The sequence below is a fragment of the Ignatzschineria sp. 22MB058224 genome (assembly GCF_058188435.1).
The window spans coordinates 1,099,590-1,121,622 of record NZ_CP187366.1; the positions used below are offsets into that span (position 1 = coordinate 1,099,590).

A 22,033-nucleotide genomic window follows, 5' to 3' on the forward strand; every position below is an offset into this window, starting at 1 on the left:
ATTTAATTGATAGAATTGGTAAAAAATGCCTAGACTATCTGTGCTTTTTCACTCATTAACTAACTGAAAAATTTGAGAAAATTTATCTTATGAAATTACATCGAATTCTAGGCTTTGTTGCATTAACTACTGTAATAGCCGCTTGTGCAGGAACTCCTCCCAACCCCTATGATCCTTATGAGGGATTCAATAGACCGGCGCATTCATTTAATACTGCGCTTGACAATGCTATCACGAAACCTGTTGCTGAAGGTTATGTCAAAATCGTACCTAAAACAGTTCGAAAAGGTGTTGGCAATGCATTAAGTAATCTAGGTGATACGCGGAATGTTGTTGTGAATTTAACGCAAGGAGAATTAACGTCCGCTGTCGAAAGTCTACACCGCTTCGTCTTTAACTCAACATTTGGATTATTTGGTTTAATTGATCTAACCGATCTTTTCAATTTACCCCCAAAACGACCTAATGATATGGGAACAACTTACGCAAAGATGGGGTGGGCAAATAGTAATTATCTTGTCGTACCATTTATGGGGCCTTCTACATCTCGTGATACGGTTGGTGTTATCTCCGATGTCTTTGCAACTCCATACACTTATGCATTTAACGAATGGGTAGATCTTGGTGTTTTAGTCATGGGCGTTGTCAATGTGAGAAGCGAACTGCTCGATGTGGGATCAGTGACAAAATCTGCGGCACTTGATCCTTATGTATTTCAACGTGAAGCATATCTACAATACCGAAATCAGCAGCTTAAAAACCGTGGTGTAAAATATATCCGTTCAGCATTTGATAAAGAAGAGGATCTCTATGACGACGATGAAGAGGGGTTATCAATTGCAGATTTAGCGCGGCAACGGAATCAATAATCACTCGAACGCTACTACCTATTAGCTCTCGGTCAATTTGTAAAGGCGTTTATCCCGCATGGGAACGCCTTTTATCATTTTTAAATAGATAATCATTAAAGGATCTCATATGCGCCGTTTTATCAATCTTCCACTCTCTATTGGTGAAGAGATTAGTTTAAAAGATGAGGATTATAACTACATTGCACGCGTATTAAGAAGTCGCGAAGGTGATTCTATTGTCCTATTTAATGGGCAAGGCGGTGAATATCACGGCATTATTACCGAAATAGCGAAACGCTTTCTGACGGTGAAAATTAAAAAATTTAACCCCGCCAATCGTACTAGTAGTATTAAAATTCACCTGCTCCAATCATTAGCTAAAGGTGAAAAAATGGAGCTTATTCTGCAAAAAGGAACTGAGCTTGGTTTAGATGAGGTTACGCCTTTGACTACTGAGAGAAGTGTTGTCCATCTTAAAACTGATCAAATGGAAAAACGCGTTGACCGTTGGAAAAGTATTGTCACATCTGCTTGTGAGCAATGTGGACTTAATATTCCTCCAAAAGTAAATACACCTATTTCATTAGAAAAATGGCTTTCAGAAGTTTTACCGAATATTGAAACAACGATTCTTACTCTATCTCCTATGGCACCTTCATCCCTTGGAAAATTTCTAAATGAAGTCATTGCCAACGATGAGGCTTTTTTTGCATCGATATCGACAGAAGCGCGCAAATCAATCACAATCGTCATTGGCCCTGAGGGTGGTTTAAGTGAAAACGAGATTACGCTACTAGAGAAAAATGGTGCATACAGCGTCACATTAGGGGATCGAATATTACGAACAGAAACTGCCGCACTTTCGGTTATCTCAACCATACAAGGTACAGTTGGTGATTGGGCGATTGATCGCATTAAATCACCGGTTCAAATAGATTAAGGTTCTCTCTTTTTGATAAAATAGCAATGGAGGCTTTTAATAGAAGTGATAGCCTCATTTTAGGAACTCCCCCTCTTTTTAAGGAACGGTATGAAAACAACTCCCCGGATCATTTTTATTACAGACCCTATCGATACATTCCCAGCTAAAAAAGATACCACTATTGGAATGATGATGGGCGCTCAAAGCCTTGGGTTACCTATTTTCTATACTCAGCCTCAAGAGATCTACCTACTTGAAGGTATTGTACAAACACGCGCCCAATCAGTGATAGTTAACACATCTAGCGACAATCAATTAGCAAGTTATGAAGATTGGTATCAGCTAGGCGATACGGAAAATCTTGTTTTCGGTAAAAATGATATTGTGCTCCAACGTAAAGATCCGCCTTTCAACATGCACTATATCCATACGACATACTTATTGGAGCTGATGGAGAAACAGGGTGCATTAGTCTGTAATAATCCTCGTTCACTACGAGATTGTAATGAGAAGATGTTTACCACTTGGTTTCCAGAACTTTGCCCACCAACTTTAGTGACAAGCCAAAGTAATCATATTAAAGAGTTTATTAAAAACCATCATGATACGATTGTCAAACCGCTCGATGGAATGGGGGGAAGCTCTATCTTCCGTGTGGGTGAAAAAGATCCTAATCTTAATGTAATTTTAGAAACACTAACTGAGCACAACCAGACTTCAGTGATGGTTCAGCGTTATATCCCTGAAATCACTAAAGGAGATAAACGAATTATTCTTATCAATGGTAAACCTGCGCCATATCTACTCGCTCGCATCCCCGCACCCAATGAAACACGTGGGAATTTAGCAGCGGGTGCAAGTGGCGTTGTCCAAGAACTCTCCGCTCATGATCGCCATATTTGTGAAGTCCTTGGCCCTGAATTAGTAAAACGAGGTCTATACTTTGTCGGCCTTGATGTCATAGGCAATTATCTCACTGAAATCAATGTGACTAGTCCTACTGGTATTCGCCAAATTGATGATACTAAAGGAACTTTCTTAGGAAAGGATCTTCTTAAAACATTAGTTGATACTTGGCAAAACCGACATTAATAACATTATAAATTGCTAAAGGGGATGAAATGTTTCATGCCCTTTTTATTTTCCTAGAATAGTAAAATTCTGCAACATGCTATGATGAAGAATATTCTCATTCTTTAGCGTTTAAAGGATTATTTATGTCGGTATTAGATCAACAAAAATTTCTCACTACTCTTGAAAATTTAGTCAATATTCCTTCACCTTCTGGCTATACCAAAGAAGCTCTTGACTATATTGAAGAACGAATTAAAACTCTCTCATTGCCTATTATTAAGACGAATAAAGGAGCAATTTTAACTAAAATCGAGGGTGAAAATAATGTGGCTGCTCGTTTACTTACTGCACACATCGATACATTAGGCGCAATGGTTAAAGATATTAAAACAGATGGACGTTTGAAACTTACAAAGATAGGGGGATTTAATTGGAACGCCGTAGAAGGGGAATATTGTCAAATCCATACACGATCTGGCAAAAAATTTACCGGGACTATCCTTTTACATGAAACATCTGTCCATGTTTATGCTAATGCGGGTGAGATTGCAAGGAATAATGAACATATAGAAATCCGACTTGATCTTCGAACCGAGAATCGAAATGATACACTACAAAGTGGCATTAATGTTGGCGATTTTGTCTCATTTAATCCACGATTTGAACATACTAAGACAGATTTCATCAAATCTCGCCATTTAGACGATAAAGCAAGTGTTGCAATTCTACTCTCACTTCTTGAAATGCTCTCAAAATCATCCTCATCAATTCCCTACTCTCTCTATTTTTATTTTTCTAACAATGAAGAGATTGGATTTGGTGGCAATTCGGCAATCCCCGCAGAAGTAAAAGAATATGTTGCAGTTGATATGGGCGCAATCGGCGATGGGCAAAGTACAGATGAATATACTGTTTCAATTTGTGCAAAAGATTCTTCAGGACCTTATCATTTTGATCTGACTAATCAATTTATTGAGTTAGCACAAAGACATGATATTCCCTATAAAGTTGATATCTATCCTTTTTATGGCTCGGATGCCTCAGCAGCAATACGTGCAGGTTATGACATTCGTCATGCGCTAATTGGGCCTGGAATTGAATCATCTCATGCAATGGAACGTACACACATCTCCTCTATCGAAGCAACTTTTGATCTACTGTGTCAATATATTGTCAGTGAAATGATTGAATAAAAAACGATTCATCTCAAAATGAAAAAGAGATGTATGTATAACATCTCTTTTCTCGGTATTCCATTTACTGTTTTATAGAAACTCTATAAACCATGCATCTAATGCCCAATCAGTACGCGTTTGCTCATCTCTAAGGCGATAAATCTCAACAAGTTTCTCATACTGTAAGATGCGTTTCTTCGGTTCAATTTTCCGAACAGCATCGAATAAACGTCGAAATTCAGCGGGAAACAGCTCACGAGTATTTTTAAATGAAGCAGAAAGTATATAAAAAAGTAACAAAAAAGTTAGTTCTCTCTGCTCTAAAAGAGATGGTATCGCTTTAGATGGCGGCAATTGCCCATTAATTAGTTGGTGAATTATATTAATAATATTTTTACCATTTTCGACATAGGAGTTGAGTAATTTTAAAGCTAAAAATGGTGCCCCAAATGCAATTGCTAATAAAAGTTGTAAGTCCTCTTCCGGAAGTTGCTGTATAGAAGTATGATTGTGCAAAAAATGAATACTCTCCTTTAACGTTGGGGTTTCAAGAGTGTATTGCTGACAACGACTTCTCACCGTTATGGGAAGATGATCGGGAGAATCCGTTTCTAAAATAAAGGAGAGATCTTTTGGGGGCTCTTCTAAAACTTTTAATAAACTATTGGCTGCATTAATATTCATATTTGCGGCATTCTTAATCACCACAATCTTTTGCCCTGTTTCGGGGGTCAATTGCGAAAATTGATGGATTTTACGAATTTCATCAACCTTAATTTCACCATCGTGACCAATGAGATAAATATCAGGATGGAAATTTGCAGCAATCCAACGGCAATTTTGACATTGCCCACAAGGATATAGTTCTTCTTGCTCTAGATGCGTACAAAAAAGCGACTGCACCACATCATCTACAAGTTGCTGTTTCCCAATTCCTTCTCGCCCAATTAATAACAGGGATCTAGGAGCTCTCGATCTATAATAGGATAATAATTCACGACGAGCTTGATCTAACCATGGAGCATGAATTCTCACAAGCGATTCATCAGATGTTGGACTCATGTTGCATCAGCTCCTCTAACTTACAAATAATTTGCAGCTGAACATTCTCAATTGTTTGACGGGCATCAATGCGGAAAAATTGCAATCGACGGTCTTGCGCCAATTGACGAAAACCACGATGTACATTCTCAAAAAAAGAGATATCTTCTGCTTCAAATCGATCACTTTGTCCCTTACGCGCCGCAACTCTCCGCATTCCTTCAAGCACGGGAATATCGAACCAAAAGGTACAATCAGGACGAAGATTTTTTTGAACAAGATTTTCTAAAGTAGCAATCTGTTCTAAAGACTGCCTACGTGCATAGCCTTGATACGCATAGCTTGATTCAGTAAAACGATCGCATAAAATCCATTTGTCCTGTTTAAGAGCAGGAATAATAACTTTATCAAGATGTTCTGCTCTTGCGGCAAACATTAAAAGCAACTCTGTCATATTAGACATCTCATCTTGCAGTAATAACTCTCTAATTTTTTCACCCAGCGGAGTTCCCCCAGGTTCACGCGTAACTACCACAGAAAAACCTTTTGACTCTAAATATTCAGCTGCTTTTGCGATTTGCGTCGTTTTCCCTGCGCCTTCAGTACCTTCAAAAGTAATAAATTTTCCAGATGAATTAAGAATATTGAGGTTACCATTCATTATTTCTTAGTCCCCTGTATACGCTTACGGTAAGCACTTACGGCTCTATTATGTTCATCAAGCGTATTGGAAAAAATATGTTCTCCTGAGCCATCTCCTTTTGCTACAAAGTAGAGAGTCTTACCTTCCTTAGGATTACTTGCTGCCATAATCGCCTCCCGACTTGGCATCGCGATCGGTGTTGGAGGTAATCCGTCACGAGTATAGGTATTATAAGGCGTGTCGCGCTTTAAATCGCTCTGGTATATCTGCCCACGATATTGATCTCCTAATCCATAAATCACTGTTGGATCAGTCTGCAACCGCATCCCTTTTTGTAAACGACGGACAAATACGCCTGCAATCTCCGGTCGTTCATGCGAGGCGGCACTCTCTTTTTCAACAATTGAAGCAAGAGTTAACAGCTCATGTTTATTTTTAATCGGCAACCCCGTTTTTCTATTTGACCAAGCTTGATCAACCGCTTTACTCATCTCTGCATAGCTTCTCTTTAAAAGATCCGCATCTGAATAATCTTTTGGGAAAAAATAGGTATCGGGTAAGAAATAGCCTTCATAAGGTTTACCTTCAAACCCTAGCTTTTCCATCACTTCTTCATTCGAAAGCCCTTTGAGGGTTTGATTTAGATATGGTGACTTCTCAAGGGCTTGTCGCAATTCTAAAAAATTCCATCCCTCAATAATAGTAAAGCTATATTGAAGTACTCGCCCACTAGTGATAATCGCTAATAATTCTTTAGGGAATAACTCCGGCTTTAGCTCATATTCACCGACCTTTAATTTATTCGCATCTCCGGTAAAACGGGCATACCATTTTAAATAGAGCGCATTACGAATAATATTTTTTGCACGTAACTCGGAGACAACATCATCAATAGTCATCCCCGGAGTAATCTCCAGTATCAGGCCTTTTTCAGGAAGGTTCACTGGAGTCTGTAAAAAACTCTCTAAATCCTTAGAGACCACAAAAAAACCACCAAGCAACGCTATCAAAAAGATGATAATACTCACTTTAGAGAGCAAATAGCGGAATAAGGTATAAATTATTTTACCAATAAATCTCAACGGTCGATCCTCTTAGTCTAATTTTTTAAAAATTAAACTACCATTTGTTCCACCGAAACCAAATGAGTTCGATAACACAACATTTAGTGTTGCTGGCGTCGCCTCTTTACCAATAATATTGAAGCCCTCAGTCGCTGGATCTGGGTTATCAAAATTAATTGTAGGCGGGATAATCTGATCTCTGAGAGCTAAAATCGAGAAAATTGCTTCTATGCCACCTGCGGCACCTAAAAGATGACCTGTCATTGATTTCGTCGAACTAATCGCAACATCTTTAGTTGCCTCTTTAAATGTTTTTTTGACCGCTTCAAGTTCCATCAAATCCCCAACAGGCGTTGAAGTCCCATGGGCATTAATATAGTCAATATCGCTTGCAGCAATCCCTGCATCTAAAATGGCTGCATCCATGCAAAGTGATGCACCTTCGCCATCAGGAGATGGGCTAGTAATATGATATGCATCTGAACTCATCCCAAAACCAATTAACTCACAATAAATTTTTGCACCGCGTGCTTTTGCGTGTTCATATTCTTCAAGCACGATTACACCCGCACCATCACCAAGCAAAAAACCATCTCGATCCACATCCCAAGGTCTTGATGCTTTTTCAGGATCATCGTTTCGTCTTGAAAGAGCTCTAGCCGCTGCAAAGCCCGCCACACCAAGAGGCGTAGTTGCCATTTCAGCACCGCCAGCTAGCATTACATCAGCATCACCATGTTCAATTAAACGAGCAGCTAAACCAATAGAATGAGTTGCTGATGCACATGCCGTAACAGCAGAAATATTGGGGCCTTTCAAGCCTTTTAGAATCGATAATTGTCCAGATACCATATTTACAATTGAACCTGGAACAAAAAATGGACTTACTTTACCAGGGCCACGTTCAATTAAGGTTGAATGATTCTCTTCAATTCCCGGTAATCCACCGATACCAGAACCAATCATTGCCCCAATTCTCGTAGCATTCTCAGCGGTAATTTCTAACCCCGAATCTTTAAGCGCATCAAGTCCAGCTGCAAGCCCATACTGGATAAATAAATTCATTCTACGCGCATCACGCGGCGAGATATATTGGGAAATATCAAAATCTTTGACAGGTGCTGAAAATGTTACAGGAGACTCACTTGCATCGAACATGGTAATAGGTGCAGCACCGCTTTTTCCCGCTAAAATATTTTTCCATGACTCTTCATAATTATTTCCAACAGGTGTTACGGCTCCTAATCCTGTGACAACTACACGACGCTTCATTCAATTCCCCTTGTGCGTTTCAAATGATTTAAGTAATAAAAAAACGACTGTATAGAGCTTAAAATAAAGTCCTAAACAGTCGCTTCTATTCACAACTTCTCTAATACCGATTACAGTAGCAGAGAATCTGTCAATCAACTATTTTAAGTTAGCATTAACGTAGTCGATAGCCTGCTGAACTGTAGTAATTTTTTCTGCTTCCTCATCTGGAATATCACAATCAAACTCTTCTTCGAGAGCCATTACTAACTCAACAGTATCAAGAGAGTCCGCACCTAAGTCATCTACAAATGATGCAGAATTCACAACTTGCTCTTCTTTAGCATCAAGTTGTTCCATGATTACTTTTTTGACTCTTGTTTCGATGTCGCTCATAACTTCTAATCCTTAAATTATTATAACAAAATGGTCTAAGCCAATTCTGTACTAAAAAAACGACTGTTGAATTAACAGTTCACCAAAATTAATACATTCGCAATTATAACGAATAAAAAAAAATTAGTCCATTAGCATTCCGCCATTCACATTAATTGTCTCACCAGTAATATAAGCGGCATTATCTGATGCAAGGAAGAGCACAGCTGCGGCGACCTCTTCAGGTTGTCCCAGGCGCGCTAATGGAATATTGGCTAATAAATTCTCTTTTACCGTTTCTGGTAAATCTTTAGTCATATCAGTATCGATAAAACCGGGAGCTACACAGTTAACAGTAATTCCACGTGATCCAACCTCTTTTGCCATCGATTTTGTAAAACCAATTACACCGGCTTTAGCTGCTGAATAATTTGTTTGCCCCGCATTCCCTGTAATACCAACCACAGAAGTGATGTTAATAATACGACCTCTACGCTCTTTCATCATTGGTCGAAGTACTGCTTTAGAGAGTGAATAGACACTTGTTAAATTCGTTAAAATAACATCATTCCATTCTTCATCTTTCATTCTCATCAACAATTGGTCTTTTGTAATACCGGCGTTATTAATCAAAATTTCAACAGAGCCCTTTGTCTCTTTAATGGTTTCTAAGACAGTATCAATACTCTCTTGATCGGTAACATTTAAAACCAATCCTTGCCCTTTTTCACCAAGATATTCAGAAATTGTCGCGGCACCGTTATCAGATGTTGCTGTACCAAATACAAAAGCACCGTTTTTCACTAAAATCTCCGCAATCGCTTTGCCAATTCCTCGCGTTGCGCCTGTTACTAAAGCAATTTTTCCATCTAAATTCATATCTAAATCCTCTTTAAAAAGTAATAAATAATATCGCCTTGCTTTTACAATTATTACCGAATATTCTCACGTTAAGACCTTAAGTACTTATCCTTAAGCATTTATCCCTAAGTATTTATTTTTTATAGTCCACAAATCTCTACATTTAAAGTAATATCCGTATCGACCTGCCGTGGCGGTTCCCACGGTGTTTTTTGCTCAACTAAGCGAATGCTCAATTGGTGACGATTACCACTAAATTCTGGGAAGAAATCATAACCTTCCATATCTAAACGCAATAAACTCGCTTTCCATTTTACCGAGCGATAGTAAAAACCGTGTTTAAAAGAACATGCTTCGTCTGTTTTTATTGAACGAATATTATGTAACACAAAATTAGTGGCAGTTAAAGCAGTATCAATCACTTTCATCCAACGATGAAAATGCTCTTTACGTCGATCAAATGGTGAGTTTAACCAATTATGAAGTACAGGAAGATCAAAAGCACAAATTCCGCCAACAATGGCAAATCGTTGACGCAATGTGTTCAAAAATATATTCTCTTTGATTTCATCATACGCTCGAAAAGATTGATGGCTTAAAAGCCCTTTTAATGCAAGCGCTTCCTCTTTACTTTCCTCATTAGTTGTATCTGCAACCATTAAAACATCTAACTGCTTAATAAGCTCCATCTTAGTATCATTTTTTGATACTAATGTCACCAACTCTAATAACGCTCTTACTGCGGCAATCGTACTATATTCAGAATCTTGCTCTATGTAGGCAAGCGATTGCTTCTCTAGCATTTCTATGCGTAAAAACCGACGCACGCTCTCTGTTAAGGGAAACTCGTAAATCATTCTTTTCCTTATTTAATCATCTTAAACAGCTGAAAGTTTATCACTATATCGCTGATGTAACTTATCTAACTGCTTTTCTATAAAACTTTGACGCTCGTTAATAAGAATATCATCCGCTAATTTTCGTCTCTCTAAACGAGAAATTTGAGATTGAATAATCTTATCGGCAAGATTTCGATCAATCTTATCACGACTCATGAGTCGCTGTAATTGTAATTCATAAGGAATCTCAACCACTAAAATTCGATCCGCTAAAGGAAGATAAGGTGATTTATCGTGCAATAAAGGAACAACAACAACATCATAAGGCTGATTATTGTCCACTTTTAACTGCTGCAAGACACATTGAAAAATACGTTTATGTAAAATACTTTCTAGATTTTTTTTTGCTTCAAGATCATTAAACACCAAGCTACGTACTTTTTTTCGATCCATCGTACCATTGGGTAAAAAAATATCTTCACCAAATTGCTGTCGTATTTCAGCCAATGGCTCAACACTTAAACTACTCATTGGATCTGTAAGTTGTCGCGATATAATATCTGTGTCAATAATATTTGCTCCCTTTGAAGCCAAATAGTTTGAAATGGATGTTTTACCGCTTGCTATGCCGCCCGTTAATAATATCGTATTTCGTTTTTTATGATTTTTAATCATTAATCTGTTCTATTTATAATAACTGATCGCTCAATCATAGATTAAGAGGCGAGCAATTGGAATTTTTGTATTAAAAAGAACATTATACCTGATCCGCCTAATGCAACACCAAAAGGGATCAAATTATTGATATTTTTTCGATAAAACTGAGAAAAAACTCCATAGCTAATACCTATTAGTGCGCTCACAAAAATAAATTCAAAAAAATATTCTAAGCCAATCCAAGCCATAATTGCAGCACAAAATTTAATATCTCCTTGTCCCAATGACTGTTTTCCAAAAATAAGATCTCCGCAAACTGCAATTAACACGAGAAAAAGATAGCCAAACACAACCCCATTGATACTCGAATTTATAGAGATCATTCCGAGACCGCTATTCGATAACAAAATTCCCGACCACATTAGACAGTAAACAAGTAAATCTGGTAAAAGGTAATATTGATAATCAAACCTCATAAGTGAGAATATCAAACCTATAAAGATTGCATCAATAAGTTCTAGCTGAACCTTAAAAAAATATACCCCTCCTACCAAAGAGACGATGACAATATTGAGCACAAAAATACTACGCTGTTCATGAATAATATTTCTTAAGACAGACTTTCCACATTCATGAATCATATTGATTGATAAGCGCGCACCCTGCTGGCAAATATTTATTTGATTCTCTATTCGTAAAAATACCAGCAGATAATACGGAAATATTGCCAAAAAAAGAAGCATCAACAGAGGTTTCAAAAATGCCATTATAAAGCCATCCCTAAATTAAAGAGCGGTAAATAGAGCGCCACTAAAATCACGCCGACAATCCCCCCTACAATGAGGATTGATACCGGCTCTAATAAAGCAATATAAAATTCAATTTTTTGATTAAACAGATCGCTATAATAGCCTCCGACAAATCTCAAACTTCCCACCAAATCGCCACTAGTGATACCAACAGCTACCATTGTTTTAAAAAGCGGGGGCGTCTTAGGCATTTTTTGTAAAATATTATAAAAATCATCACCTTTTAATAGTTGATCCTTAATTTCCACCATCTCATTTTGGAGTACGCTATTTTTCACGCTTATTTTAAATAACTCTAAAGCATTTACTATTGTTATCCCCGATTGAAGCATCATCGACAAAGCTGTCGCTAAATGTCGAGTGAAATTAAGTCGCAACATAAAACCAATATAAGGGATTCTCAATAAAAGCTGATCGATTGTGTAATTAAAGCGACCTTTTTTACGATAGTTTCGATATACCCAAAAGCAAAAAATGATTATGAGCAATAGGTATGCCACAAATGTAAACGATAAAAGATTGTTAGAAATAGATAATATTTTCTGTGTTATATATGGTAATTCAGTTCCGCTTGTTTGATACAGTGTATCAAACATTGGCACCACTGATATTAAGATAAATCCCAAAACCAAAACAGCTACGAAAATTACCATAAACGGATAGCTTATAGCTTTGCGGATACTTTTTCGGGATAATGCTGCTTCTTTTTCAAGCGCTGAGATGTATCCAAGTATCTCGGGCAATCGCCCAGCAGCCTCTCCAATCTCAATTAAAGTGATAGTCATCTGAGAAAATGATTGAGTTGTCCTATAAAGCGCTTCTGAAAAAGGATAACCAGATTCAATAAAAAATTTTACCTTATTAAAAAAGTGTTTTTGACGACTTTTCGGCGCTGATTCACTTAACAGTGATAACGCTACAATTAATGAAATACCGGCAGGAATCAGAAGCCCAAGTTGCTCCCAAAAAAAGAGTTGTTCTTCTTTTGTTATCTTCAATGACATATCGCATACCAATTTTGATGAATATTGGTAAGAATAGGTGATTAAAAAAATTATACGCACAAAAAAGCTCTAGTAGGAACTAGAGCTTTTAAATATGGTACCGACGCCCAGATTTGAACTGGGACGCAGTTACGCACTACCACCTCAAGGTAGCGTGTCTACCAATTCCACCACGCCGGCATAAATCAATAATATTTGATTTGCGTATAGTAACCAGTAAGTAACTAAACATCAATATTTTGAGAAAAAATAAGACAGCACACAACAAAAGTAAAGTCTATTTATTTGATAAATATAAACATTCTTTTTTAGTTAACACCAATATGTCAAATCGGATCATTGAAAAAAATCCCTAGTTAAAGAACTAGGGATTTTTTATATGGTACCGACGCCCAGATTTGAACTGGGACGCAGTTACGCACTACCACCTCAAGGTAGCGTGTCTACCAATTCCACCACGCCGGCATATGATCTTTATTGTGCAGATTCAGATGTATTTGAACTACCACCAATCACAGGTACTTCCTGGGTTGGTAACGAATCGATCACACTTTTACTAGCGGTAATCTTACCAGAGTTAAACATCATTACAAGGCTCGTGACAAAAAATAATACAACCATCCATTTTGTTAATCGAGCAAGGAAATTTGCTTTACCCGCCGCACCAAATACAGTACCTGAAGCACCTTGGCCGAATGAAGCACCAATACTTGCACCCTTACCTTGTTGAATTAATACCAAAGCGATAATAATTAAACATACAGCTATATGTAAAACATAAATGAGATTCTCAAACATCTTTTCAACCTTATTAGTATACTTTTATGCTAAAACGATTTTACTAAATCCTTCAGCTTCTAACGATGCGCCCCCCACAAGAGCACCATCGATACTGTCTTTTGCAAAGAGCGTTTTGGCATTACCAGCATTCACACTTCCACCATAAACCACTCTCACAAGGTCACATATCTTATCATCATGTTTTTTTAAAGTACAGTGAATAAAATCATGTACCTGGTTTGCTTCTTCTGGAGTTGCAGTTTTCCCCGTACCAATTGCCCATACAGGTTCATAAGCAATCACAGCTCCCTTAAAAGCATCAATACCAATTGCATTAATTACACTCAATAATTGAGATCCTATCACTTCTTCTGTACGGTTAGATTCTCGCTCTTTTAACGTCTCCCCAACACAAATAACGGGCGTTAAACCTGCACTAACTACCGCCGCCATTTTTTTGGCGACATCAGCATCTGTTTCACCATACAGCGTTCGGCGCTCAGAATGTCCAATTAAAATATATTCACAGTTAAAATCTTTTGCCATAGCCAGCGATATTTCACCAGTAAAAGCTCCTTTAGGTTCTGCTGATATATTCTGAATACCTACTTTAATATTACTATCTTCCAAAATTGAAGAGACTTGCTGCACATAGATTGATGGTGGAAAAACAACCACTTCAGATTCTGCATTTTTTACTAAAGGTAATAATGTATTGAGTAATTCTCGGTTACTAGATAAAGAACCATTCATCTTCCAGTTTCCTGCAACAAAACGTTTTTTTGAACCCATTATCGACTCCTATTTTCCTCTATCTATATAAGCTACAAATAAAAAACTCTAAAATTATTTAATCGTTACATGTCATTAATTGCTATAATCGTACCCTATTTTCTAAATCCTGCCTACTTATTAAAAGTATAACGTAGGAGTTGCAAGTTAACCGATTTCAAGTTGAGTATGAATATGATCCCAAAACGTTTAAAGTCTTTTTTCTCCCGTGATCTTTCCATTGACCTAGGTACAGCAAACACTCTTATCTATATGAGAGGTCAAGGAATTGTTTTAAATCAGCCGTCCGTTGTTGCAATTGAACGAGACCCAAAAACAGGTCGCCCAAGACTTTCAGCGGTAGGTCAGGAAGCAAAATTAATGTTAGGCCGTACGCCTGATACGATCGAAACCACTCGACCACTTAAAGATGGCGTTATTGCAGATCTTCCTAAAACTGAAATAATGCTTGAAAACTTCATCAATCAAGTACTGAAAAGAAACTTCTTCTTAGGGCGCCCAAATCCTCGTGTGATTGTATGTGTACCTTCTGGCGCAACTCATGTGGAAAGACGTGCAATAAAAGAAGCAGCTGAAAGTGCAGGTGCAATTGAAGCTCGCTTAATTCCCGAACCTATGGCCGCTGCTTTAGGTGCTGGAATTCCTGTTCATGAAGCAACAGGATCAATGGTTTTAGATATTGGTGGCGGAACATCGGAAGTCGCTGTGATCTCTTTAACGGGTATTGTGTATGCAAACTCTGTGAGAATTGGGGGAGATACTTTTGATGAAGCGATCATTAACTACGTTCGCCGTAACTATGGCATGTTAATTGGTGAACCAACAGCTGAGCGTATCAAACAGGATATTGGAACGGCATTCCCAACTGCTGAAGTACTTGAAACACAAGTTCGTGGGCGAAATTTAAGTGAGGGATTACCGCGTACATTCTCTCTAACTTCAAATGAAATTTTAGAAGCACTTATGGAGCCGCTACAAGGTATTGTTAGCGCCGTTCAACTTGCGCTAGAATCAACACCGCCAGAACTTGCTGCTGATATTTCAGAGCGAGGTATTGTAATTACTGGCGGCGGCGCTCTACTTCGCAATATTGACCAGCTCATTTCTGAAGAGACAGGCTTAGATGCAATTATTGCAGAAGATCCTTTAACATGCGTAGTTCGTGGGGGCGGAAAAGCTTTAGAGCTCCAAGGTGTTTATGGTAGTAACGCATTTGGTTTAGAATAGTGACCCATTGCTGTTTCATGAATTTTCAATCTAGGAAACGCTAATCATAACTATGGAAAAACCGGATAAAACCCAAGAGCAGTTTGATATTCAGAGCTTTGGGCTCAAAGTCAAAGTGCTCTTTTTCTGTATTTTTTCGATAACCCTCATGTTTGTGGATCATCGAACAGACTATCTGCGCCTTCCAAAATATTATTTAGAAGAAGCAACCCACCCACTCTCTCTCATTGCAGAATCTCCCGTGAGCTTTGTTGGCAAACTCCAAGATTGGTTTACAGAGAAAGAAGAACTTCTTCAACGCATTGAAACATTAGAAGAAAAAGAGCTCTACCTTGCTTTTGAAACTCAGCAGATGGCTGCACTTACTGCTGAAAATAGACGGCTACGCCTATTACTGCAATCCTCATCAAAACTAGAGCATTCAACAATCATTGCTGAACTCATCAATATTAGCTCTGATCCTTATCGTCACATTGTTTTATTAAATCAGGGTGCGAATAGTGGAGTTGAAGAAAATCTCCCTGTACTTAATAACTTGGGAATTGTGGGACAAACAGTATCAGTATCACCCTCTTCAAGTAAAGTAATATTGCTAACTGATCCACACCATTCATTACCTATCGAGATTAATCGTAATGGCATCCGTGGTATTGCAAATGGTAATGGAAAACTCAACGAAATAGAGGTGACAAATATCGCTTTTGATGATGATGTAAAGGTAGGAGATCTACTCGTTACGTCAGGACTTGATGAGCGCTTTCCACAGGGATATCCTGTTGCTGTGATCAAAACAATTACGGTTGACTCTACCGGCTATTTCGCAAAGATCATCGCAACACCCACAGCAAAGCTTGATCGTATTCGAGAAGTGCTAATCCTTACAAAAGGAGAAAAAGATGATCTCGATTAAACGCTTTATTATTATCTTATTAACATTTGGCATCTCTATTGTACTTGATACTATTTCAATGCCTGCATTCTTTGAAGCAATTCGCCCACATTGGACAACAATGACAATGCTATTTTGGTCCATTAAGCTTCAACGTCACTTTAGTATTACTTGGGCTTGGAGTGCCGGGCTTCTACTTGATATATCGAAATCATTTGTTTGGGGACTACATGGATTAATATTCACATTAATCTGCTATATTATTAAACGATACTATCAACGAATTACCTCTTTAAATCTTGCGGAACAAACAATTCTTATTCCTATTATTTTTGCTATACAATCATTAATCGCAATCTGGATTAATGGCGTTTTAGGAAATACAACCCCAAGCTTTACTCATTGGATCATGCCAATTATTGTTTCAAGCTTGTTTTGGCCAATTCTCAATATTCTCTTAAATGAAATTTGTGAAATCTTCAACATAACCGATAAATAAACACCTTATGAAGAATGATCGAGCACAAAAAAAATCATCAACAACAAATAGGCACTTCTTAGGTCGTGCTTTAATTAGCAGTATCTTGGTACTTATTGGCCTGTTTTTATTGATTGCTCGCTTATTCCATCTTCAAGTCATAGAACATGAGCTCTACATTACCCGCTCAAATGACAATCGAATAAAACTTATTCCTCTCCCTCCTACAAGAGGGCAGATTTTTGATCGCAATGGCAAGATTCTTGCAACCAACATCCCCACCTACAACATAGAAATCATTCGCCAAAACATCACACAACCCTTAGACGAGCTCGTTGCACAAATCAATGAACTTGTCCCAATTAGTGACAATGAGCGTCGAAAATTTGAACAAGCACTGCGCCGCAGCAATCGCCAAGAAAGCGTTGTATTAAAACGAGGACTTACCTCGGAAGAATCCGCACAAATCGCGATTAATTTACACAAATTAAATGGCGTTCATTTACAAGCAGACTTAGTACGGACTTATCCTTATAAAAATCGCGCGGTTCATGCTATTGGCTATGTTGGTCGTGTCGATACTCGCGATCTTCGTGAAATTACTGAAAATGGGCTCGAACATGAATATAGTGGCATTGCTCATATTGGTAAGCGCGGCGCTGAAAAGAGTTTTGAAAATATTTTGCGCGGTACAATGGGATTTGAGACCGTAGAAGCGAGTTCATCGGGAAGAACTGTCCGAAAAATCAGCGAAGTCGCTCCTATTCCTGGAAAAAATATCTACCTAACAATTGATCTTCGTTTACAAGTCCTTGCAGAAGAAGTTCTCGAAGATTACGATGGCGCTTTAGTAGCGCTTGATCCCCAAAGTGGTGATGTCTTAGCTTTTGTCTCTAAACCAACTTATGATCCTAATCTATTTGTCGATGGTATTACTCACAAAGATTTTAACGAGCTGAACAATGATCCTTCAACACCTTTTCTAAATCGCGTTATGCAAGGATTATATCCTCCAGGATCAGTCATCAAGCCACAGATAGGCCTTGCCGGCCTTCAAAATGATTTTATTACCGATAAAACAATTATCAATTGTAAAGGATACTTCTCTGTTCCCGGTAATAATCACAAATTCAGAGATATGGGATATTATGGCCCTTCTGACCTTAAGAAATCGCTCGAGCGTTCATGCGACGTCTATTTCTATGAGCTTGCTTATAATATGGGTATTAATACCATGACAGATTTTCTTGCTCCATTTGCACTTGGGGCAAAAACAAATATCGACTTACTTGGCGAATCTAGCGGAGTTGCGCCTACACCAGAGTATAAACGTCAACGCTTTAAACAACCTTGGTACACAGGTGACACGATTACCGCTGGTATCGGACAGAGCTACTGGCTGACAACACCTTTGCAAATCGCACAAGCAACCGCAATTGTCGGAATGCGAGGAGATGCCTTTGAACCACATGTTTTAAGCGCAACCGCAATGCCACCATCCAATCAAAAAGAATTTGTAAAACCTACCCCCATAAAACCTATTATTTTAAAAGATGATAGTTATTGGGATACTGTCATCGATGGGATGATTGCCGTTGTGCATGGTAATAAAGGAACTGCACGAAATACTAAGTCAAAAGATTATATTACTGCCGGCAAAACAGGAACAGCACAAGTAAAAACAATCGCTCAAGGTGCAAAATATGATGCTAAAAATCTCGATCGAAGATTCCATGATCATGCTTGGTATGTTGCTTTTGCCCCAGCAGAAGCACCAAAAATAGCTGTTGCCGTTATTGTCGAAAATGGCGGTTCGGGTTCACGAGTTGCAGCACCTATGGCGCAAAAGATTGTTGATGCATGGCTGAAAGATTTTGATACACCTTATGCAATCGAAACACTTCAAAAATTTGAGAACGAGGAAAAAGCTCTTCTTGAGGAAAACAAGGACTTTGAATTACCTGAACTACAACTAGAGTCAACACCATTTTTCTTAGACAATGAGAATTCGGAATCTCTCCCTTTTGATGAGAAAGATACGCAGTCCATCGACTTGAAATCTTTACTAAATATTCGTCTAGGCGTTGATGATTCAAAAGAAAAAGTACTCAAGAGTAATGGGTTAATAAGGATTGAACATGAAATATGAAGAGCTTTATCATACAGAAGAGGTGAAACCAAAAGGGCTTCTCTCTTTTTTCCACCTAGATACTGTTTTAACATTTCTGATCTTCTTGCTCACATTATTTAGCATTTTAGTGCTATATAGTGCATCAAACCATAATGTTGAATATGTGACATCCCAAGCATTAAAAATTATTGGGGGATTTGTCATTATGATTGTGATCGCATTTATCCCACCAGAGCGCATCAAGCAACTAACACCCCTTTTTTATATTGCCGCAATTTTACTATTAATAGCAGTGATATTTATCGGCGTTGAAGCTAATGGCGCGCATCGCTGGATTGACCTTAAAATTCTACGCTTCCAACCCTCAGAAATTGCAAAGTTAGCAGTTCCCATGATGGTGGCTTATTATCTTCACAAAACAAATCTTCCCCCAAGCTTTTGGAATATAGTCGGCTCACTCTTTCTAATCGGCCTTCCTTTTTCACTAATTTTTATGCAGCCCGATCTAGGTACTGCATTAATTATACTTTTTGCCGGTATATCAGTGCTTTTTTTAGCTGGTATTCAATGGCGTTACATTGTTATTGCAGCAGTTGCCGTTGCTATTACCATTCCTACCGCATGGTTCTTTGGACTAAAGGAGTACCAAAAAGATCGTGTTATTACTTTTTTAAATCCTGAGATGGACCCTCTTGGAAAAGGTTATCAAATTATCCAATCCAAAATAGCAATTGGCTCTGGTGGAATCTATGGGAAAGGATGGCAAAATAGTACACAAGTTTCACTACAATTTTTACCAGAGGCAACGACAGACTTTATTTATGCCATTATTGGAGAAGAATTTGGGCTTGTTGGGACATCTTTACTAATTATCTGTTATCTTCTAGTGATTTGGCGAGGTCTCTATATTGCATTTCATGCAAGAGATAGTTACTTTCAACTAGTTGGTGGCTCTGTCTGTTTAGTATTCTTCTTCTATGTATTTGTGAATACAGGAATGGTAAGTGGAATTCTCCCCGTTGTTGGAGTACCGCTTCCCTTTATAAGTTACGGTGGAACAGCAATTATTACTTTGTTCGTTTCATTTGGTATCTTAATGAATATCTATTCACATCCTGCCCCTATTACAAAAAGGATTCAATAAATGAGATTACGTTATTTGTCATTCGTTCTTTTAAGCACCGTTACATTAACAGCCTGTGCAAGTGAATCATCACAGCGCCCATTAAATAACACTAGTACTTCCATTACAAAAACAGTCACAAATAGTGTACCAACAACTATCCAATACCCAGAGCGTTCTAATTTGACACAGCGCCCTGAGGTTCAACAATTTATCAATAAAGTCAGTCGTGAACAGAATCTTGATCCTAAATGGATGGCAAATATTCTCGATCATACTCATCTCCAGCCCAAAATTATTGCAGCAATGAATCGCCCTGCGGAAGGTGTTATGAATTGGGGAAAATATCGTCCTATATTCATGACTGAAAAACGAATCAATGATGGAATTGCCTTCTATCAAACCTATAAAACAACATTTGAGCGTGCCGAAGAGGTTTATGGTGTTGATCGCTTTGTGATTGCTGCAATTATTGGGGTTGAAACAGGTTATGGGCAGAATCGAGGGTCTTGGAAAGTTGTGGATGCTCTTTCAACATTAGCCTTTGATTACCCGCGCCGAGCACAATTTTTCTCAGGGGAACTCGCTAATTTCTTTAAAATCCTCGATGAAAATGGCGGCGATCCATTTAGTTATAAAGGATCTTATGCCGGTGCAATGGGCTATCCGCAATTTATGCCATCTAGCTATCTTGCCTATGCAGTCGATTTTGATGGCGATGGTCATCGTGATCTATGGAATAACCCTGTCGATGCAATTGGTTCGGTAGGAAATTATCTAATGAAAAGTGGCTGGGTTCGAGGCGGAAAAATTGCTGAACAAGTCTCTGTTAGTGCGACAAATAATGCTTACCAAAACTTAAAACAAACAGGTCGATTAACATCACCTAAAGAGACTGTTCAACAACTTAAAAATGCCGGTGTAATCACGAATGCTAATCCAAATGCAAAAGTCACGTTGTATGAATTTGAGGTCAGTAGTAATCCGAAAGTAGATGAATGGTGGTTAGGCTATCAGAACTTCTATGCAATTACTCGATACAACCATTCAAAACTCTATGCACTTGCAGTGTTCCAGGTATCTGAGGCTATTAAGAAAGGGGTTCATTAATGTGTTTACGCCATCGTAAAATTCTTATGATCATTGGCATAGCATTGATTACAGCCAGTTGTTCAACCACTTCAGTAAAGTCACCGAAATGGAATGGTAAAGGCGCGGTTCCTGAGGATCTTCCTTTGAGTAAATCAGGTAATCCTGCAAGTTACGTTGTTTTTGGAAAAACATATCACCTACTTTCTACGAGTAAGGGCTATAAAGAGAGAGGAATGGCTTCATGGTATGGCGATAAATTTCATGGGAAACCCACTTCAAGCGGTACCCCATACAATATGCATGCATATACCGCTGCACACAAAACCTTACCAATCCCCACCTTTGTAAAAGTCACCAATACAGAGACAAAAAAATCAATTACTGTGTTAGTGAATGATCGTGGTCCCTTTGTAAAAGGGCGAATTATTGACTTGTCACATGCGGCGGCAAAAGAACTAGATGTTATTCAAAAAGGTACGGCGCCCGTTTTAGTTGAAGCGATTGAACCTTACCAATATCTTGACTCGAGTAAAAAGCCTCGCAAGCCTTACAAAGCGTCTAAAGCTCCAGAGATCATTGAACAAAAAACGGAGGATATTATCACTCTTCCAACAAATACTGGGGACGATATAGTCATCCTTGAACAGCAATATTTTGATCAAGCACCTACTAGCCCAAGCTTTATAGATACAAGTTACAGCGCACAAACTACTAAAAATGATTATGCCACATCGACACAAAATGGCGGTTATCATGTACAATTAGGGTCGTTTGGTAGTGAAAGGAATGCTTATCAATTTCAGCAATCGATGATTAATCGACTCCAAAGACCGGTAAATATTCAATATGATAAAGGCCTATATCGCGTTTTTATAGGTAATTATAGTAGTCGTGAAGCCGCTGAAAACAGTGCTTTTTCACTTCCTGTTAATACAACTATTGTTCAATTTTAAAG

23 protein-coding genes and 2 tRNA genes are annotated in these 22,033 nt (G+C 38.2%); 11 read left to right on the forward strand and 14 right to left on the reverse strand.

Annotated elements, in window-relative coordinates; translation table 11 throughout:
- Positions 1–89 precede the first annotated feature (89 nt).
- The 4 genes from ACPF7B_RS04750 to ACPF7B_RS04765 all read left to right on the forward strand — a co-directional run bounded on the left by ACPF7B_RS04750 (position 90) and on the right by ACPF7B_RS04765 (position 4,040).
- Positions 90–869 (forward strand): MlaA family lipoprotein, encoded by a 780-nt coding sequence (locus ACPF7B_RS04750; RefSeq protein WP_490504685.1) that lies wholly within the window; start codon positions 90–92, stop codon positions 867–869.
- A gap of 109 nt (positions 870–978) precedes the next feature.
- Positions 979–1,791 (forward strand): 16S rRNA (uracil(1498)-N(3))-methyltransferase, encoded by an 813-nt coding sequence (locus ACPF7B_RS04755; protein WP_490504686.1) that lies wholly within the window; start codon positions 979–981, stop codon positions 1,789–1,791.
- 90 nt (positions 1,792–1,881) lie between these two features.
- A complete protein-coding gene (gene gshB / locus ACPF7B_RS04760; RefSeq protein ID WP_490504687.1) occupies positions 1,882–2,865 on the forward strand; it encodes a glutathione synthase in 984 nt (327 codons plus the stop codon).
- A 125-nt stretch (positions 2,866–2,990) separates the two neighbouring features.
- Positions 2,991–4,040: a M42 family metallopeptidase gene (locus ACPF7B_RS04765; protein WP_490504688.1), complete on the forward strand. Its 1,050-nt coding sequence runs from the start codon at positions 2,991–2,993 to the stop codon at positions 4,038–4,040.
- A 72-nt stretch (positions 4,041–4,112) separates the two neighbouring features.
- Here ACPF7B_RS04765 and ACPF7B_RS04770 read toward each other — a convergent pair whose 3' ends face one another.
- From ACPF7B_RS04770 to tpiA, 14 genes are all read right to left on the reverse strand, one after another.
- Positions 4,113–5,084, reverse strand: coding sequence for a DNA polymerase III delta subunit-related protein (locus tag ACPF7B_RS04770; protein ID WP_490504690.1), 972 nt, complete (start codon positions 5,082–5,084; stop codon positions 4,113–4,115).
- Positions 5,068–5,724 (reverse strand): dTMP kinase, encoded by a 657-nt coding sequence (gene tmk / locus ACPF7B_RS04775; RefSeq protein WP_490504691.1) that lies wholly within the window; start codon positions 5,722–5,724, stop codon positions 5,068–5,070. The genes ACPF7B_RS04770 and tmk overlap by 17 nt, the downstream gene beginning before the upstream one ends.
- The gene (mltG, locus tag ACPF7B_RS04780) at positions 5,724–6,788 is read right to left on the reverse strand and encodes an endolytic transglycosylase MltG (protein ID WP_490504692.1); all 1,065 of its coding nucleotides are present in this window, start codon (positions 6,786–6,788) and stop codon (positions 5,724–5,726) included. Before mltG ends, tmk begins: the two co-directional genes overlap by 1 nt.
- 12 nt (positions 6,789–6,800) lie before the next feature.
- Positions 6,801–8,042 carry a beta-ketoacyl-ACP synthase II gene (gene fabF / locus ACPF7B_RS04785; protein WP_490504693.1) on the reverse strand — a complete coding sequence of 414 codons (1,242 nt, stop codon included), beginning with the start codon at positions 8,040–8,042 and terminating at the stop codon, positions 6,801–6,803.
- A 138-nt stretch (positions 8,043–8,180) separates the two neighbouring features.
- On the reverse strand, positions 8,181–8,417 hold the full coding sequence (gene acpP / locus ACPF7B_RS04790; RefSeq protein ID WP_490504694.1) for an acyl carrier protein: 237 nt from the start codon (positions 8,415–8,417) through the stop codon (positions 8,181–8,183).
- A 123-nt stretch (positions 8,418–8,540) separates the two neighbouring features.
- Positions 8,541–9,275, reverse strand: coding sequence for a 3-oxoacyl-ACP reductase FabG (gene fabG / locus ACPF7B_RS04795; protein WP_490504695.1), 735 nt, complete (start codon positions 9,273–9,275; stop codon positions 8,541–8,543).
- Positions 9,276–9,397: 122 nt separating this feature from the next.
- The gene (zapD, locus tag ACPF7B_RS04800) at positions 9,398–10,114 is read right to left on the reverse strand and encodes a cell division protein ZapD (RefSeq protein WP_490504696.1); all 717 of its coding nucleotides are present in this window, start codon (positions 10,112–10,114) and stop codon (positions 9,398–9,400) included.
- Between the two features lie 21 nt (positions 10,115–10,135).
- A complete protein-coding gene (gene coaE / locus ACPF7B_RS04805) occupies positions 10,136–10,771 on the reverse strand; it encodes a dephospho-CoA kinase (RefSeq protein WP_490504697.1) in 636 nt (211 codons plus the stop codon).
- 41 nt (positions 10,772–10,812) lie between these two features.
- Positions 10,813–11,520, reverse strand: a complete 708-nt coding sequence (locus ACPF7B_RS04810; protein ID WP_490504698.1) for a prepilin peptidase — start codon at positions 11,518–11,520, stop codon at positions 10,813–10,815.
- A complete protein-coding gene (locus ACPF7B_RS04815) occupies positions 11,520–12,566 on the reverse strand; it encodes a type II secretion system F family protein (protein ID WP_490504699.1) in 1,047 nt (348 codons plus the stop codon). The genes ACPF7B_RS04810 and ACPF7B_RS04815 overlap by 1 nt, the downstream gene beginning before the upstream one ends.
- A gap of 95 nt (positions 12,567–12,661) precedes the next feature.
- Positions 12,662–12,746, reverse strand: a tRNA-Leu gene (locus ACPF7B_RS04820).
- Positions 12,747–12,946: 200 nt separating this feature from the next.
- Positions 12,947–13,031, reverse strand: a tRNA-Leu gene (locus ACPF7B_RS04825).
- 9 nt (positions 13,032–13,040) lie between these two features.
- Positions 13,041–13,364, reverse strand: a complete 324-nt coding sequence (gene secG / locus ACPF7B_RS04830) for a preprotein translocase subunit SecG (protein WP_490504700.1) — start codon at positions 13,362–13,364, stop codon at positions 13,041–13,043.
- 24 nt (positions 13,365–13,388) lie between these two features.
- Positions 13,389–14,138 carry a triose-phosphate isomerase gene (gene tpiA, locus ACPF7B_RS04835; RefSeq protein WP_490504701.1) on the reverse strand — a complete coding sequence of 250 codons (750 nt, stop codon included), beginning with the start codon at positions 14,136–14,138 and terminating at the stop codon, positions 13,389–13,391.
- Positions 14,139–14,315: 177 nt separating this feature from the next.
- Here tpiA and ACPF7B_RS04840 point away from each other — a divergent pair, with 177 nt between their 5' ends.
- From ACPF7B_RS04840 to ACPF7B_RS04870, 7 genes are read left to right on the forward strand one after another with little or no spacing between them, the layout of a single operon-like run.
- The gene (locus tag ACPF7B_RS04840) at positions 14,316–15,365 is read left to right on the forward strand and encodes a rod shape-determining protein (RefSeq protein WP_490506499.1); all 1,050 of its coding nucleotides are present in this window, start codon (positions 14,316–14,318) and stop codon (positions 15,363–15,365) included.
- 52 nt (positions 15,366–15,417) lie between these two features.
- Entirely contained in the window at positions 15,418–16,275 is an 858-nt protein-coding gene (gene mreC, locus ACPF7B_RS04845) for a rod shape-determining protein MreC (RefSeq protein ID WP_490504702.1), read from the forward strand.
- Positions 16,262–16,753, forward strand: a complete 492-nt coding sequence (gene mreD, locus ACPF7B_RS04850; RefSeq protein ID WP_490504703.1) for a rod shape-determining protein MreD — start codon at positions 16,262–16,264, stop codon at positions 16,751–16,753. The genes mreC and mreD overlap by 14 nt, the downstream gene beginning before the upstream one ends.
- Before the next feature lie 7 nt (positions 16,754–16,760).
- Positions 16,761–18,881, forward strand: a complete 2,121-nt coding sequence (gene mrdA, locus ACPF7B_RS04855; RefSeq protein ID WP_490504704.1) for a penicillin-binding protein 2 — start codon at positions 16,761–16,763, stop codon at positions 18,879–18,881.
- Positions 18,871–20,007 carry a rod shape-determining protein RodA gene (gene rodA, locus ACPF7B_RS04860; RefSeq protein ID WP_490504705.1) on the forward strand — a complete coding sequence of 379 codons (1,137 nt, stop codon included), beginning with the start codon at positions 18,871–18,873 and terminating at the stop codon, positions 20,005–20,007. The genes mrdA and rodA overlap by 11 nt, the downstream gene beginning before the upstream one ends.
- A complete protein-coding gene (gene mltB, locus ACPF7B_RS04865; protein ID WP_490504707.1) occupies positions 20,008–21,096 on the forward strand; it encodes a lytic murein transglycosylase B in 1,089 nt (362 codons plus the stop codon).
- Positions 21,096–22,031, forward strand: coding sequence for a septal ring lytic transglycosylase RlpA family protein (locus ACPF7B_RS04870; protein WP_490504708.1), 936 nt, complete (start codon positions 21,096–21,098; stop codon positions 22,029–22,031). The genes mltB and ACPF7B_RS04870 overlap by 1 nt, the downstream gene beginning before the upstream one ends.
- The last annotated feature ends 2 nt before the right edge of the window (positions 22,032–22,033 follow it).